Here is a 15153-nt window from a genome sequence, read left to right as displayed (position 1 = left end):
GAAACCGACACCGCCTACTTTGCGCTTTTTACTTTTGATATTTATATTCCCAATTTTTCTAACACTGGTTTTGTCGAAACAATATGCCTGTCTAAACCAAGCTCTTGAGGACTAATACCCAGCGCTAAAGCAATCAACTGCGGTAAATGTAGCACTGGCAAACCTAGCTTCTGCCCAATTACTTTTTCGACTTCTGGTTGACGAGAATCTAAGTTTAAATGGCATAAAGGACAAGGCGTAACTAGACAATCTGCACCATTGGCTAAAGCTTCTTGAATGTGCATCCCAGCCATTTTAAATGATTCGGTAGTGGCGTAACTTGCCAACGGCCAGCCACAACATTGGGTGCGCCCACGATAATAAATTGGTGTTGCATCCACAGCCCGAAAGACATTTTCCATTGCTTCGGGTTGGAAAGGGTCATCCAATAGCATAGTCTTTTGACCGCGCAGCAGATAACAACCGTAAAAAGCTGCACACTTTAAATTTGTTAACTTACGAGTAACGCGACGCGTAATTTCTGCCAAGCCATAATCTTTGACTAAAGCATAAAGCAGATGTTGAACTTCTGTACTGCCCTGATAAGGCGAACAGTTCTCCTTTTTCAGCAAGCCATTAACTTGGTCAATGTAAGTTGGATTGCTATTTTGGCATTCTTTTAGGCGTTCATTAACATGACCAATCACACCTTGACAAGTGCTGCAATGAGTGAGTAACGGTAAATTTAATGATTCGGCTAGGGCAATATTTCTGGCGTTAACAGTATCTTCCAGCAATTGAGAATCTTCTTTAAATGTGCCAGAACCACAGCAAGCAGCTTTTTTCAGTTCAATCAATTCAATACCCAACGCTTGGCTGAGAGCTTGAGTTGATTGGTGAAGTTCTCGACAAGCACCTTGGGCAACACAGCCAGGAAAGTAAGCGTATTTCAGCGTTTGAGAAACCATAAAATTAAGGGGGGAGAGGGCAGAAGGCAGTATTTAATACTATTGACCATTGACCATTGACTATTGACTACTCACTCAGAATTTATTTGGACATTAGCCAAAAAAATAGTAACAATTAATAAGTAGAAGCATTTATACAGTGTATGCGATCGCTGAAATTGCCTGACTACTCTGTCTGAACCTAGGGGGCTAGGGAGCAAGTTTTCTAGAAGAAAACACCTCGGTAGTATACGGGCGATCGCGCTTTCCGATAAGATGTATATGCTCAAAAACCATGTCACTCATCAAGAGCGGCTAATAGCAACTGGTCAAGGAATTTTATTGTATGAGCCAAAACGAAACTTTTGAAAAGGTCAAGAAAAGCGTCGCTGATCAACTAAGTGTTGACGAAGAAAAGATTACTGCCCAATCTAATTTTATCGATGATCTAGGTGCTGATTCCCTGGATCTCGTCGAGCTAGTTATGGCTTTTGAAGAAGAATTCGAGATTGAAATTCCTGATGAAGCCGCCGAGAAAATTTTGACAGTCCAAGATGCGGTTGACTACATTGACAAGCAAGTTGCCGCATCCGCATAAAAAAGTGCTGAGTGCTGAGTAGAAAGTGCTGAGTAGTCAAGAATTATTTTGCGAATCTTTATCTCTTAGTCTTCCTACTTAAAAACTTAGCACTCAGCACTCAGCACTCAGCACTTTAATTTGCAGCTTTCTCGCTACCTTTAACTGAGTCATGACAGATTATATACGTAAACGCGTTGTTGTCACTGGTGTTGGCGCGATTACACCTATTGGCAACACACCAGCTGAATATTGGCAGGGATTGATCAGCGGTCGCAATGGCATTGACTACATCACACATTTTGATGCGTCCAGCCATGATTGCCGCATTGCTGGTGAAGTGAAAAACTTCGATCCACACAATTATCTAGAGCGCAAAGAAGTTAAGCGCATGGATCGGTTTTCACAATTTGGGGTTTCAGCAGCAAAGCAAGCACTGGCTGATGCAAATTTGGTCATTAATGAGCTAAATGCCGAACAGGTAGGGGTAATTATTGGTTCGGGGATTGGCGGTATTAAGGTATTAGAAGACCAGCAAACAATTTACCTCAACCGTGGCCCTGATCGCTGTAGTCCCTTTATGATTCCGATGATGATTGCCAACATGGCAGCTGGACTCACAGCAATTCACACTGGTGCTAAAGGGCCAAACAACTGCACTGTGACGGCTTGCGCCGCAGGTTCCAACGCCATCGGGGATGCTTTTCGCCTGATTCAAGGAGGTTATGCCCAAGCAATGATTTGCGGGGGTTGTGAAGCAGCAATTACACCCTTATCTGTAGCTGGATTTGCCGCTTGTAAAGCTCTTTCTTTCCGCAATGATGATCCGGCTCATGCTTGCCGTCCCTTTGACCGCGATCGCGATGGATTTGTCATGGGTGAAGGTGCGGGAGTTTTAATTCTCGAAGAACTGCAACACGCTCTCAGTCGTGGCGCACGCATTTATGGGGAAATGGTTGGTTATGCCATGACCTGTGATGCTTACCACATAACATCCCCAGTTCCTGGCGGAGAAGGCGCAGCTAGAGCCATTCAACTAGCACTAAAAGATGCAGGTGTTACCCCAGAACAAGTTACCTACATCAATGCTCATGGTACTAGTACTCCAGCCAACGACTCCAACGAAACCTCCGCAATCAAAACAGCCTTGGGCGACCATGCTTTTAAAATAGCAGTTAGCTCCACTAAATCAATGACAGGTCACTTGTTGGGTGGTTCTGGTGGCATTGAAGCTGTAGCAACTGTATTGGCGATCGCTAACGAGCAAATTCCCCCAACCATCAATCTCGAAAATCCTGATGTTGAGTGTGACTTGGACTATGTTCCTCACACCAGCCGCCCCCAAACAATTGAAGTGGCTCTATCTAATTCTTTTGGCTTTGGTGGTCATAATGTCACCCTAGTCTTCAAGAAGTACTGAGTGCTGAGTGCTGAGTGTAGGATTCAGACTTCACACTTCATACTTTTCCTCAGATGCGCCAGACAAAAGTATCATAGATATCATTCCCAGCTGAACCAAGGGTTCAGCATGACCAATATTCTCAGCTTGATTAATTACCATAAACTCAGGAGATCCCGCTTGTCCATCGCCAATCGGGAATGGGATGATGAGGATACTGTAGGGGGAATACCAATCAGTCATCAGTTTAAGAGCAGTAGTAAATTCTATCTTGATAACTGTGACCTGTGAACTGTTAAAACAACCCCGGTAAATGAGAAGCTCGTAGAGTGCTAACCCGTCGTTAAAAACAATCTTATTATGGCTGTTGCAACCCAATCCCTCGAAGAACTGTGTATTAACTCAATCCGCTTCTTGGCTGTCGACGCTATAGAAAAGGCAAAATCGGGACACCCAGGGCTGCCGATGGGCGCTGCTCCAATGGCATTTGTGCTATGGGATCGCTTTATGCGGTATAACCCCAAAAATCCCAAGTGGTTCAACCGCGATCGCTTTGTCTTGTCTGCTGGTCATGGTTCTATGTTGCAGTATGCGCTGCTCTACCTGACAGGCTACGACAGTGTAAGCATCGAAGATATCAAGCAATTTCGTCAGTGGGAATCTAAAACCCCTGGACACCCGGAAAACTTCATGACCGCTGGGGTAGAAGTTACCACCGGGCCTTTAGGACAAGGTATTGCCAATGCAGTCGGTTTAGCCATAGCAGAAGCTCATTTAGCAGCTAAGTTCAACAAACCCGATGCCAAAATTGTCGACCATTATACTTATGTGATTTTAGGTGATGGTTGCAACATGGAAGGTGTTTCTGGTGAAGCAGCTTCTTTTGCTGGACACTTGGGATTAGGTAAACTAATTGCTTTATATGACGACAACCACATCTCCATTGATGGTTCTACAGATGTGGCATTTACAGAAGATGTTTCTAAGCGTTTTGAAGCTTATGGCTGGCATGTTCTCCATGTCGAAAATGGCAACACCGATTTAGAAGCCATCCATAAAGCTATTGAAGAAGCAAAAGCTGTCACCGACAAACCATCGATGATTAAGGTGACAACAACTATTGGTTATGGTTCTCCCAATAAAGCCAACACTGCGGGAATTCACGGTGCTGCTTTGGGTGGAGATGAAGTAGCATTAACCCGCAAAAATTTGGGTTGGGAACAAGAGCCATTCGTGGTTCCTCAAGACGTTCTCAACCATACCCGCAAGGCAGTAGAACGCGGTGCAGGCTACGAAACCGAATGGAACAAGACATTCGCTGATTACAAAGCTAAATATCCTCAAGAAGCAGCTGAATTTGAGCGTTACCTCAGCGGCAAACTGGCTGACGGTTGGGATAAGGTACTCCCCACCTACACCCCTGAAGATAAAGGACTACCCACCCGTAAGCACTCAGAAACCTGCCTCAACAAGATAGCTGCGGTTTTGCCTGAACTCATTGGTGGTTCAGCTGACTTAACTCACTCTAACTTGACTGAAATCAAAGGCAAAGGCGACTTCCAAAAAGGACAATACCAAAACCCTAACATCCACTTTGGTGTGCGGGAACACGCAATGGGCGCAATCTGTAACGGTATTGCCTTGCATGGTTCAGGGTTAATTCCCTACGGTGCTACCTTCCTCATCTTCACAGATTACATGCGGGCTGCCATCCGCTTGTCTGCCCTGTCTCAAGCTGGGTCGATTTGGGTAATGACTCACGACTCCATCGGTCAAGGTGAAGACGGCCCCACCCACCAACCAATCGAAACTTTGGCTTCACTGCGGGCTATTCCTAATTTGACAGTAATTCGTCCCGCCGATGGTAACGAAACCTCTGGTGCTTATAAAGTAGCGATTGAAAGATCAAAACAAAATGATCCTACTTTATTGGCATTCACTCGGCAAAACGTCCCCAACTTGGCAGGTACATCAATTGAGGGTGTCGCAAAAGGTGGATACACTGTTGTAGATTCTGAGGGTACACCAGAGCTAATCATCATTGGTACTGGTTCAGAATTAAGCCTCGCTGTCACTGCTGCGGAGAAACTCACGGCTGAAGGTAAGAAAGTGCGTGTAGTCTCCTTACCTGCTTGGGATTTATTTGAAGCGCAAGATGCAGCTTACAAAGAATCTGTTCTACCTAAAGCTGTTACCAAGCGTTTAGCTGTGGAAGCAGCTTCTAGCTTCGGCTGGCACAAGTATATTGGTACTGAAGGCGATACTGTAACTATTGATCGCTTTGGTGCTTCGGCTCCTGGTGGCGTTTGTTTAGAGAAGTTTGGCTTTAGTGTTGATAATGTATTAGCTAAGGCTAAACAACTGTTGGGTTAATCGCAACAGCCAACATATTCTCTTGATTTGATAGGGTGGGTAAATTGCCTGCCCTTTTTTTGTTTTTTATATGACTTACGCATAAAAACAAAAAATCCAGCTTGGGGAGAGGGTGAAGCGACAATGCAACCCAACATTTGCTGTTCAAAGAATAAAAGTTCAAGTTCTGAAGGTGAATGTTGAGACTTTTTGCTCGAACGTTGAGGTTTAAAGAGTGAATGTTGAGCCTTTTTACTCGAACGTTGAGGTTCTGAGGGTAAACGTTGAGCCTTTTTGCTTGAACGTTGAGGTTCTGAGGGTGAATGTTGAGCCTTTTTGCTTGAACGTTGAGGTTCTGAAGGTGAATGTTGAGCCTTTTTACTCAAACGTTGAGGTTCTGAGGGTAAACGTTGAGCCTTTGAGGTGGAAGTGTCAGGAAATTTTCTGCGTTGGGTGTAGCGAACCGCTATTTTGAGCGGCGTTTGTTCCTTCTGGTAACTGGACTGCGTTGAGTGGTAATACCATTTCACTAAAATCCTGATACAAATTCTTTCCCCTCTGCTCCTCTGCTCCTCTGCTTGCCTAAATGTATCAACCTTAAAGTGAATCGGTATAAGTAATCGGACAAAAATGTTTACAGTCATTGCGAGTGAAGCGAAGCAATTCCACCTCCTGCGATTGCTTCGCTGCGGGAACGCTCCGCGAACATTCCGCTTCGCTCCATTCGCAATGACATTATGTAATGAATTTTGTCTGACTACTTTAAGTAGGAGATTTAGATACCCAGCTTTTTTGAAAAGTTGGGGATACTGATTTTTAAACGATCGCCTAAAATTAGTAAGTCTTAACCAACAAAAAGCGATCGCATTTATTCAACCATCAAACTAGATTTGATATGTCAATCGAATATCCAGAATATTGGACACACCGTCAATGGATGAGTCGGGCGTTAGAAATCGCCCAAGCCGCAGGAGCAGCGGGTGAAATTCCAGTCGGTGCTGTCATCGTAGATAGTCAGGGAAATTTGATTGCTGAAGGTGAAAACCGCAAAGAACGGGACAAAGACCCCACAGCCCACGCGGAAATTGTCGCAATTAAAGCAGCGTCTCAAAGCTTAAATAGCTGGCGATTGCATGAATGCACCTTATATGTAACTTTAGAACCTTGCCCGATGTGTGCAGGTGCGATCGTTCAATCGCGTTTAAGAACACTTGTCTATGGAGTGGACGATACTAAAACTGGCGCAATTCGGACTGTTCTTAACATTCCCGATAGCGCTGCGTCTAATCATCGTCTACAAGTCTTGGCAGGCATACTAGAATCAGCTTGCCGTCAACATTTACAAGCTTGGTTTGCAACTCGCAGACTTCAACAAAAAACCACAGACAGCAAAAAAACTGTCCAATCACAACTACACAATTGATAGAAGAGAATTTACGGTTTAACTAATCACTCTTTCAGAACCCTGTACTGGGCAATTCGCAGCTACCGACATGATAAAATTCGACTTTTCCAAAGATACGTACAAGCCAAAGCCAATAGCACCAAATTCAGAAAATCATCAGGTGGCTGATGCAGCCTCACAAGTTTCTCCTTTGTTAGGGCCGATGGCGTATACTTTGGGACGGCATCTAGTTTTACCTTTGTTCTTTGGCAGAATTACAATCACAGGACAACACAATATTCCGACGACAGGGCCGATTATCCTGGCACCTACTCACCGGGCGCGTTGGGATGCTTTACTTGTCCCTTATGCTACTTCTCTGATAACTGGTGCCGATTTACGCTTCATGGTGACAATCACCGAATGCCAAGGGCTACAAGGCTGGTTTGTGCGTCATTTAGGCGGGTTTCCTGTCGATACCCAACATCCAACAATCTCTACCTTGCGGCATGGAGTTTCTTTACTTCAGCAAAGAAAAACTTTAGTAATTTTTCCTGAAGGTGGCATTTTCCGTGATGGCAAGGTTCATGCTTTAAAAACAGGAATTGCCCGTTTATCTTTGAGTGCTGAAACCAATCACCCAGGACTAGGGGTCAAAATTGTGCCTATGAGTATCAATTACAGCGAACCCTATCCTAACTGGGGTACAGATGTGAACATTAACATTGGCAACCCCATCAATGTTGCAGAATACACCAATGGCTCAATCAAACAAAATGCTAAACGTCTGACGGAAGACTTAGCCAAGGAACTGCAACACTTAAATCATCAAGAATCAGAAGTCACTAGTAGTCAGTGGTCAATGGTTAATGGTCAATAATGAACAGGGAACAGGCAATAGTTTAGAGAGTTTCATTTCTATTTCCATATTTTCTTTGTCCTTTATTTAATTGCCAATGACTAATTCCCAACTATTTAATCTGCCGATATCTTGCAGGGCATAATCTATTAACCACAATTGCCAGCGCCCTTGACCAGATAAAGATAGTAACTGCTTGAGGGCTGGATGCGATCGCACACTATAACTCATCTGCAAGTTAGTCTTTCTACCCAAAGTCCGATTCTGTAACAATACTTGCTGATTATTCGGGGCTATTAAATAAATTTCTAAATCACCTAAAAAATCGTGAGTGACATTCACATTCACTTGAATATCTCTCACGACAATAGATTCATTAATGGCGATCGCACTTTTAACTCCCTGGCGATCGTTATCAGGAATTCCGACTTGGTTGGTATTACTTAACCGCAATTGTTGGCTAACAGGTGATGCAGTTTCTCGCATTTGCTTGGCGGCTTGGACGGCTTTAGCCGCGTTGACTTTGCCATAGCCAAACCACTGGGAATGACCATTCCCATCGTACGTACCGCCCTTTAAACCTAATTGGGGGTCAACATTAGGGTCAACTATTTTATCAGCAGTTTCTTGTAAGATGCGTTTAACTTGTTGAGCAGTTAAATCAGGATTTGCTGATAAAACTAAAGCCGCCACCCCAGCCACCACAGGCGTAGCACTAGAAGTACCGCCAAAATTACTAATAAAATCGCCTTTTTCGTAGCCTGCTGCGCCTATTTGGTCAGTTGTAAATACACCCAACCCGCTAAGATAAGATGCGATCGCAGGTTGTGTATATACATAACCCTTCGCGGGAAATGACATTCCTGGTGGCGCATTATTACTAGGCGCACACACAGCAATACTATCTCCCCAATTACTGTAAGCAGCTTTTTTATTCAAACTAGTCGAAGCAGCAACAGCCATCACATCAGGATGTACCGCAAAGCCACTGAGCCAATCTGTTTTTCCTTGTAAAATTTTATCTGGCCAATTCTGCTCCACCACAGTACCGTTAATTGGACGGTTAGCATTGCCAGCCGCAAATAAAATCACACAGCCCTTGCCATTCCGTCCTTTGGTAGCGGCACGGGTAATAGCTGCTCGTTGGCGCAAAGACAATGGGAAGTAAACAGCAGAAGCTCCCCAACTGCAAGAAATTACACTCGCGCCCTTGTCAATTGCCCAGCCAAAAATTTGCTCAACAGATTCATCATCTAAATAACCAGTAGTACGAATGGGCATAAATGCACAACCAGGGGCAACCCCAACAATTCCTGCACCATTCTCTTCTGCTACCGCTACCCCAGCACAGGCTGTGCCGTGGCTAGTTTCCTTCGCATCAGGTAACGGTAAAAAATCATTTTGTTTTAAATCTCTAGGCGCAACAACTTTACCTGAACCTTGAAAATCAGGGTGATTTAAATCAAATGAATCATCTACCACTGCCAAAACTACAGAACGCACACCGCGCGTGATATCCCAAGCCTTTTCCACTGAGATATGCGAACCTAAGACTAATTCTTCACCGCCACTATGATTTAAGTACCATTGTTGTGTATAAAGTGGATCACGAGGTTTGTAATGGGTCTCGCTGTTAATGATAATGTTAGGTTCAGCTGCTAAAACTTCTTTTAGTCCTTGTAGTTGGTTAGTAATTTTAATTGGGTTTTCTGTGGCTTGTTTGCTAACTAAAAATACAAAAGTGTTAGATATACCTGGAACAGGTTTATCTTGAATTAAACTGTATGTGCTGGCTATAGTATTAATTCTGGCAGCTTCTACACCATCGGCAAATTGAATAGTGATTTGGTCGCCTAAGTAAACAAAAGTACCAGGATTACTTTTACTTATGTAAACATGGCTGGCAAAGGCTACACTTGCAGCCTCACGCGCTTGAGCCATTGCTGCGTCTAATTGGTTAGGTGCAATCGTAAACAATTCTAGTTGCGCTTGAGGAATACTTCGCTGCCAAATGCCCCAACTTACCTGAGATAATTGTTGAGGTGTAAAATCGGTAGCTGGGCGGATGGTGAAGCGGTCTGTAGCTTTTTCTAACACTAATTCTTCACCACCGCGTTGCAAAATAACTCCCACATTGCTTGCTGGTACACCTGTGGTTGGAAGATCAGAGGAATTGATGCGATCGCTCATAGGGGACGATGGTAATTCGTATACAGAGGCACTGGGAACTCGATTAAACCGATTTTCAGTCTAAAACAAAGAAACCAAGTATATAGCTGTGTTTTATTTAAAACGAAAACAAAGTTAAGATACCCAAAGTTTCCCGTAGTATTTGTATATATTTGTCACACCAGTTTAATCCATGAAAATAGCTGCAACTGCGCCTTTAATCGGCCTCAGTTCCTTCTCAGTCATCGCCATCTTGAGCTTGCTATCACCTGCAAACGCTCAGGTACAGCTTTATAGCCAACAAGCACAGCCCATCGACCCCAATGCGCCCAATAATCTCCGTCCTGCTTCCCAAAATAATAGCCTTTTAAGCATTGAGGGAGGGGAGCGACTGATGAAAGAGGCAGAAGCAGCTGTTTCCGCCCAAAACTACGCCTTAGCCGCCAAAAAACTCCAAGAAGCAAGACAAGTTTATAATCAGCTATCTAATTTTTATCAAGAACTAAACTCCAGCTTTTCTGGTATTGACCTGAGAGTTTCTGATTCTCAACGTCAAAAAGCTTTATTAACAGCCCAAAAGCGAGATGAAGCTACCTATCAATTAGCACTGGTACATCGCGCCCAAAATCAGCCAGAATTAGCCGTACCATTATTAATTCAAATTGTTAAAAGTCAAAACCCTACAAGAGATTTAGGTAAAAAAGCATATCAACAGCTATTTGAACTCGGTTTTGTTGATACTCCCTATCCCAGACAAGGTAGCGGCGGTTCAACTTCTCAAAAATAAATCTTGGTCATTGGTCATTCTCCCCTGCCCCTCTGCTCCCCTGCCTCTTCTTCCTCTCTAATCTGCTAATAATAGAGAAGTAAGTTTTTTTCAGGAATTGCGATGATTAGTCCGCAGCAGATTGAAGATATGATCAAGGCGGAACTGCCAGATGCTCAGATACAAGTGCAAGACTTGACAGGTGGCGGAGACCACTATCAAGTCACTGTCGTATCATCGCAGTTTGCAGGTAAAGGACTGGTGCAGCAACATCAGTTAGTTTATGGTGCGTTGCGGCAAGCTATGTCAACTGAAGCAATTCACGCCTTGGCAGTTAAAACATTTACGCCTGAAACTTAAAAGACAACAGCCACTTTGTCAAATCAATAGTGACTAGCCATGTTGAGCATTAACTATTGATTTTTTCATATCAGTAACATAGGAAACAAAAATACCATGACACCAGAACTCCAAGAGAAACTTGATAACTTAGTCAAACAAAACAAAATTTTGGTTTTCATGAAGGGAACTAAGTTAATGCCTCAATGTGGTTTTTCTAACAACGTTGTCCAGATTCTCAATACTTTAGGTGTTCCCTTCGAGACTATTGATGTTCTTGCTGATAGTGAAATTCGCCAAGGAATTAAAGAATATTCCGAATGGCCGACTATTCCTCAAGTTTATATTGATGGTAAATTTATCGGTGGTTCCGATATCCTCATTGAACTTTATCAAAAGGGTCAATTGCAGGAATTAGTAGAAGTTGCCCTAGCTTCATAAGCTCTTCTAGAAGCCAGAAGGCAAAACATCACTGTTCCTGACCTCAATCCCTCAAAAGGCAAAACTAATCTGAAATCTTACAAAAAAGCCCCTAGTAATGGGGCTTTTTTGATGGACTACGCTTCCCAAAGCAGAAAAATTACTCAACGGTTAGTAGTAAGTAGCGAATAAAAATTTTCTGCTTTTTTTAATTCAAATCACAATATTAAACACCCCTCAGTAGAATTAACAAAATTACCACGAGTCTGAGGGGATGTTTTTCCCAGAAAAATCTCTCCCAAAATGAATACCACTATTCACTTGATCAAGACAGATAATATGTTATAATCATCTGCGTCGATCTACGGTTACTTTTAATGTTTAGAGTAAAGGCATTAGTAGTAATCGTGTTGTGGTTGCGGTTCCGGCATCGCAAAATTTGAGCCATCGTACAAGTAGCGGCTGGCTTCCTCTTCTAGACGATGAATCAAATATGGCTCGATAGCGTTGCTATGTCGCAGTGCGGCTAGATATCCATCCAAATACATCCGCATATCGTCCATACGATAACCGCGATTCCATAGCTCGACGAAGGCGTCTGTGAGTCTTTGGTAATAGCGGATGGTTTGTGTGTCTTGAAGCATAACTGCTGTTTAGATCTCTTTGGAATGAGAATTGTAAATGATTAACGCTGAAATGTGAAGTGCCACTTTCGCTTTTTTTGCGTTTTTGGCATATAACTTATGCCAAGGAATCTGCTTTGATCTGCCCCCTCCAGCAGCTACAGCGTATTTAGATCCTATTCCAGAAAACTGGGAAATTAATTGTTTAGTAATTGATTCTTATGATTTCTTCTCTCAACAACTTGGTGTTGGTAGCTCAGGTTAAGCTTGATCAAGCTGAATCTGCACTCTAAAGCCAAGGCTGAACGATAATTACAGTAATGGGTGTTTGGTTGAGTAGAAGTTCTTGATCAAGTTACATTTTGCTAAAAGCAAGATGATTGTTAAGAAGAACTTTTGATAAGTCTAACAAAAATTTAAGAATATTACTAATTAACCTTGGAAATAGGCTTAGGTTGAAGATAGTGCCAACATTTCTGGGCGTAAATCTCAAACGAATTCCCATTAGAAGTAGCAAAGGCTACAAAACCTTGAGCATGAGCTTGTTACTTTGAAAGTCATCAACGCTAAGGGGTCTTACCGCCGTGGGTTCGGTTTGTATTGAAATCGTTGAGGGGAATCCCCATCTAAGGTCGTTGCTGGGTTGGCACTTGCAACAATTGGAATATAGGGTAAATCAAGCTGCCAGCATTTATCAAGCAAGGGAAGTGTTTTTAACCCATCAACCTACTCTAGTTATTCTAGATGCGGATCTGCCTGATGGAGATGGTATCGAGTTTTGCCGTTGGTTGCATCGTCAACAACAGCCTTTAATCTTAATGCTGTCTGCACGTAGCAATGAAGCGGATGTTGTCGCAGGTCTGAAGGCGGGGGCCGATGATTATCTCAGCAAACCTTTTGGAATGCAAGAATTTTTGGCTAGGGTTGAGGCGTTAATTCGCCGTAAGCGTACGCCCACTGCACCAGCATACCTGGACTATGGCACTTTGCAAATTGATTTAGTGCAGCGTCGCGTCCGGTTCCAAGGGGAGTTTATTGATTTAACGCCCCAGGAATTTAGTTTGCTGTATGTATTGGCGCAAGCTGGCGGAGTTCCTTTGTCTCGGTCAGAATTGCTGCGTCGTGCTTGGCCAGATGCAATTGATAACCCGCGCACAATTGACACTCATGTTTTGTCGCTACGCAAAAAAGTAGAACTTGATCCCCGCCAACCTAGTTTGATTCAAACTATTCGGAATGTGGGATACCGATTTAACATGGAAATTTTGAATGCTAATCTTCCACAATCGCAAACAAAGTTAGCAAAAGAACGGTTTAGTAATCAACGTCCAACACTTACTACTCAACGGTGATGATATTGAGTGTTGCGTTTAGGGTGATTTATCAAATCAGAAGTTTTTAAATCCATTCTTCTGCGGCTTGGGTTTCTGCTTGGATTAAACTTGCTTGTAAACTTGCTAAGTTGACCTCTGAGGCGGGTTGGTCTGCTAACAACTGTCCTTGGTGCAGGTGTAGCAGCCTTGTACAAAACATCTGGGCTAAGTCTAACTGGTGATTGACCATCAAAATTGTAGTTTGTTGGGTTTTGGCTAGTTGAATGAAGATTTGCATCAGATGAGAGGCTTTACCCGCATCCAAGGCGGATGTTGGCTCGTCTAATAGTAGGATTTTAGGTTGGATAATTAAAGCGCGAGCGATCGCAATTAATTGCTTTTGTCCAGCCGAAAGTTGTACCTCCGTCCTTCCCAACCAATCATCAGGAATTTGCAATTGTTCCAGCCAATGACTAATTCGTTGCTGAATTGTCTGTTCGGGCATCCCACGCAAAACTAAAGGATATTCTAGGGTCTGCTGGACTGTCATCCCTAGTAGCTTTGACTCTTGCAACACCAGTGTCACCATTTGGCGTAGTTGGACAGCAGGAATTTGGTGATACTCTTGATTTTCCAGATAGATTTTGCCGCTGGTAGGTTCATTTAAGCGGTTTATCAGGCGTATTAATGAGGTTTTGCCAGCACCAGTTACGCCGACAATAGCAATTCTTTCACCAGGGACTACCTGAAAGGAAATATTCTGTAAGATTGGGTATCCTTGGTGATTGCTTTTTAGTTTGCTAAATAGATTAACTTGCTCAAGCCTGAGTTGGGCTTGTCCAGTAAAATTATCCACAGTCTAGAAATATATAGTTTTTTTAATGCTCACGCAGAGGCGCAGAGGCAAGGCAGTGTGTTGGGCGGCTCTGCCGATTTGTAGACGCGCTTTGCGCGGCTTCTCGCAGAGTAGCGACTGCCGCGTGAGAGTGCCTTTGGGCTTTGGCGTGAGATTTGAGTTTAAGATAGTGTCAAAGCTGTATTAATAGTCCAAGCATCGACTAACAGCAGTAGTAATGTAAATCCAAATAGAATTGCATACATCCACGGCTGTGCTAAGGGACGGACATCTGTGGTGTCTATGCCAGTTTTGGCTTGGACGATGTTTACTAACCGCGCAAAACCAGCCACACGCATCGGTAATAAATACGCTTTACCATCTTTGCTAAGAAAATAATAAACCAGTCCCCCTTGACCTGTAGAACGGGGTTTTAATTCTTTAACTTCTGACCAAGGTAAAGTCCAACCTTTACGAAAGAAACGCAAAACCCAAACAGGGTAAGTTACTTGAATTTCTTGGTCGTTGACCATTACTCTTTCAGTCAACACCGCATATAGTCCGACAAAGCCGAGACAAATTCCTACCCAAAGTAGTGAAGGTGGGGTAGGTGCTGCGGTTGCTGCGGCTAAAAATGGTAATGGTACTGTGAGTGCTACATATAAACTCAACAGGGTAATCCGAATCAACGGAGATAGGCGAAATATAGTTGTAGAGGTATTAGCTGAGTTGGCTGTCACGGTTCCATGAAGATAGGTGCTTTCAGTTTTATCCTAACGGGACTTAGACAAAAAGTTTTAGCTGATGGGTTATTAAATCCCATCAGCCTGATTATCTATTGTTTCATCAACTAAGGAACGTAATGAGTCTGCATCTGTGTTTGCACGTTCTTGCTGATACCAGAATGCAGGCACACTATCAGAAGCACGAGCAAAGATAACCAAGCATTTACAATTAAAACACTCGTAAGCTTCCTGAAACTTTGGCTTTGGTTTTATTGAAAGTAAAAGTTCGTAGACTTGTTGTTCAAAATCTTCATCTGACTGAGCTTGCTGATGTGCAGTAACTAAATTATCAGCAAGCTTTTCAATCAATGGCTCCCAAATCAGATGAAAACTCTGCCCATTTGGAATTGGAGATAAATTAATTAGTTCACCACACAAACATTTAATTTTAGGCATATCAATTTCT

Annotated in this window: 17 protein-coding genes; 9 read left to right on the top strand and 8 right to left on the bottom strand. The window is 43.1% G+C overall.

What is annotated here, in order from left to right; all coding sequences use genetic code 11:
- Window positions 1–41: 41 nt before the first annotated feature.
- Window positions 42–947, bottom strand: a complete 906-nt coding sequence (locus AC504W_RS08565; protein WP_103124610.1) for a CoB--CoM heterodisulfide reductase iron-sulfur subunit B family protein — start codon at window positions 945–947, stop codon at window positions 42–44.
- A 325-nt stretch (window positions 948–1272) separates the two neighbouring features.
- On the opposite strand from AC504W_RS08565, the gene AC504W_RS08560 reads away from it, so the two are divergent.
- Complete coding sequence (locus AC504W_RS08560) at window positions 1273–1524, top strand: acyl carrier protein (protein ID WP_096575222.1); 252 nt, start codon at window positions 1273–1275, stop codon at window positions 1522–1524.
- A 151-nt stretch (window positions 1525–1675) separates the two neighbouring features.
- Window positions 1676–2923: a beta-ketoacyl-ACP synthase II gene (fabF, locus tag AC504W_RS08555; protein ID WP_494877347.1), complete on the top strand. Its 1248-nt coding sequence runs from the start codon at window positions 1676–1678 to the stop codon at window positions 2921–2923.
- Window positions 2924–2953: 30 nt separating this feature from the next.
- Here the strand turns inward: fabF and AC504W_RS08550 are convergent, their stop codons facing one another.
- Window positions 2954–3145: a hypothetical protein gene (locus AC504W_RS08550; RefSeq protein ID WP_096575218.1), complete on the bottom strand. Its 192-nt coding sequence runs from the start codon at window positions 3143–3145 to the stop codon at window positions 2954–2956.
- 117 nt (window positions 3146–3262) lie between these two features.
- On the opposite strand from AC504W_RS08550, the gene tkt reads away from it, so the two are divergent.
- The gene (gene tkt / locus AC504W_RS08545; RefSeq protein WP_494877346.1) at window positions 3263–5275 is read left to right on the top strand and encodes a transketolase; all 2013 of its coding nucleotides are present in this window, start codon (window positions 3263–3265) and stop codon (window positions 5273–5275) included.
- On the opposite strand, the gene AC504W_RS08540 is transcribed toward tkt, so the two are convergent.
- The gene (locus tag AC504W_RS08540) at window positions 5272–5784 is read right to left on the bottom strand and encodes a hypothetical protein (protein WP_494877344.1); all 513 of its coding nucleotides are present in this window, start codon (window positions 5782–5784) and stop codon (window positions 5272–5274) included. The genes tkt and AC504W_RS08540 overlap by 4 nt on opposite strands.
- A 365-nt stretch (window positions 5785–6149) precedes the next feature.
- Between AC504W_RS08540 and tadA the strand changes: the two genes are divergently transcribed.
- Window positions 6150–6677: a tRNA adenosine(34) deaminase TadA gene (tadA, locus tag AC504W_RS08535; protein WP_494877343.1), complete on the top strand. Its 528-nt coding sequence runs from the start codon at window positions 6150–6152 to the stop codon at window positions 6675–6677.
- Window positions 6678–6747: 70 nt separating this feature from the next.
- Window positions 6748–7518 carry a lysophospholipid acyltransferase family protein gene (locus tag AC504W_RS08530; RefSeq protein ID WP_494877342.1) on the top strand — a complete coding sequence of 257 codons (771 nt, stop codon included), beginning with the start codon at window positions 6748–6750 and terminating at the stop codon, window positions 7516–7518.
- A gap of 66 nt (window positions 7519–7584) precedes the next feature.
- On the opposite strand, the gene AC504W_RS08525 is transcribed toward AC504W_RS08530, so the two are convergent.
- Window positions 7585–9687, bottom strand: coding sequence for a S8 family serine peptidase (locus AC504W_RS08525; protein ID WP_494877340.1), 2103 nt, complete (start codon window positions 9685–9687; stop codon window positions 7585–7587).
- A 172-nt stretch (window positions 9688–9859) separates the two neighbouring features.
- On the opposite strand from AC504W_RS08525, the gene AC504W_RS08520 reads away from it, so the two are divergent.
- The 3 genes from AC504W_RS08520 (at window position 9860) to grxD (ending at window position 11212) form a co-directional block, all read left to right on the top strand.
- Window positions 9860–10453 (top strand): hypothetical protein, encoded by a 594-nt coding sequence (locus tag AC504W_RS08520; RefSeq protein ID WP_494877339.1) that lies wholly within the window; start codon window positions 9860–9862, stop codon window positions 10451–10453.
- 102 nt (window positions 10454–10555) lie between these two features.
- A complete protein-coding gene (locus AC504W_RS08515) occupies window positions 10556–10792 on the top strand; it encodes a BolA family protein (RefSeq protein WP_096575206.1) in 237 nt (78 codons plus the stop codon).
- 96 nt (window positions 10793–10888) lie between these two features.
- Window positions 10889–11212, top strand: coding sequence for a Grx4 family monothiol glutaredoxin (gene grxD / locus AC504W_RS08510; protein ID WP_494877338.1), 324 nt, complete (start codon window positions 10889–10891; stop codon window positions 11210–11212).
- 374 nt (window positions 11213–11586) lie between these two features.
- Here grxD and AC504W_RS08505 read toward each other — a convergent pair whose 3' ends face one another.
- Entirely contained in the window at window positions 11587–11835 is a 249-nt protein-coding gene (locus AC504W_RS08505; RefSeq protein ID WP_096575202.1) for a DUF6761 family protein, read from the bottom strand.
- 563 nt (window positions 11836–12398) lie between these two features.
- Here AC504W_RS08505 and AC504W_RS08500 point away from each other — a divergent pair.
- Window positions 12399–13166: a response regulator transcription factor gene (locus tag AC504W_RS08500; RefSeq protein WP_062296855.1), complete on the top strand. Its 768-nt coding sequence runs from the start codon at window positions 12399–12401 to the stop codon at window positions 13164–13166.
- Between the two features lie 46 nt (window positions 13167–13212).
- On the opposite strand, the gene AC504W_RS08495 is transcribed toward AC504W_RS08500, so the two are convergent.
- From AC504W_RS08495 to AC504W_RS08485, 3 genes are all read right to left on the bottom strand, one after another.
- Complete coding sequence (locus AC504W_RS08495) at window positions 13213–13983, bottom strand: ABC transporter ATP-binding protein (RefSeq protein WP_494877336.1); 771 nt, start codon at window positions 13981–13983, stop codon at window positions 13213–13215.
- Window positions 13984–14144: 161 nt separating this feature from the next.
- A complete protein-coding gene (locus AC504W_RS08490; RefSeq protein ID WP_494877335.1) occupies window positions 14145–14702 on the bottom strand; it encodes a hypothetical protein in 558 nt (185 codons plus the stop codon).
- 72 nt (window positions 14703–14774) lie between these two features.
- Complete coding sequence (locus AC504W_RS08485) at window positions 14775–15143, bottom strand: DUF8617 domain-containing protein (RefSeq protein WP_494877334.1); 369 nt, start codon at window positions 15141–15143, stop codon at window positions 14775–14777.
- Window positions 15144–15153: the final 10 nt, after the last annotated feature.

The organism is Nostoc sp. C96 (assembly GCF_059384975.1).
The sequence above is the reverse complement of the archived record's forward strand: the minus strand, read 5'-3'. Positions and strand labels throughout refer to the sequence as shown.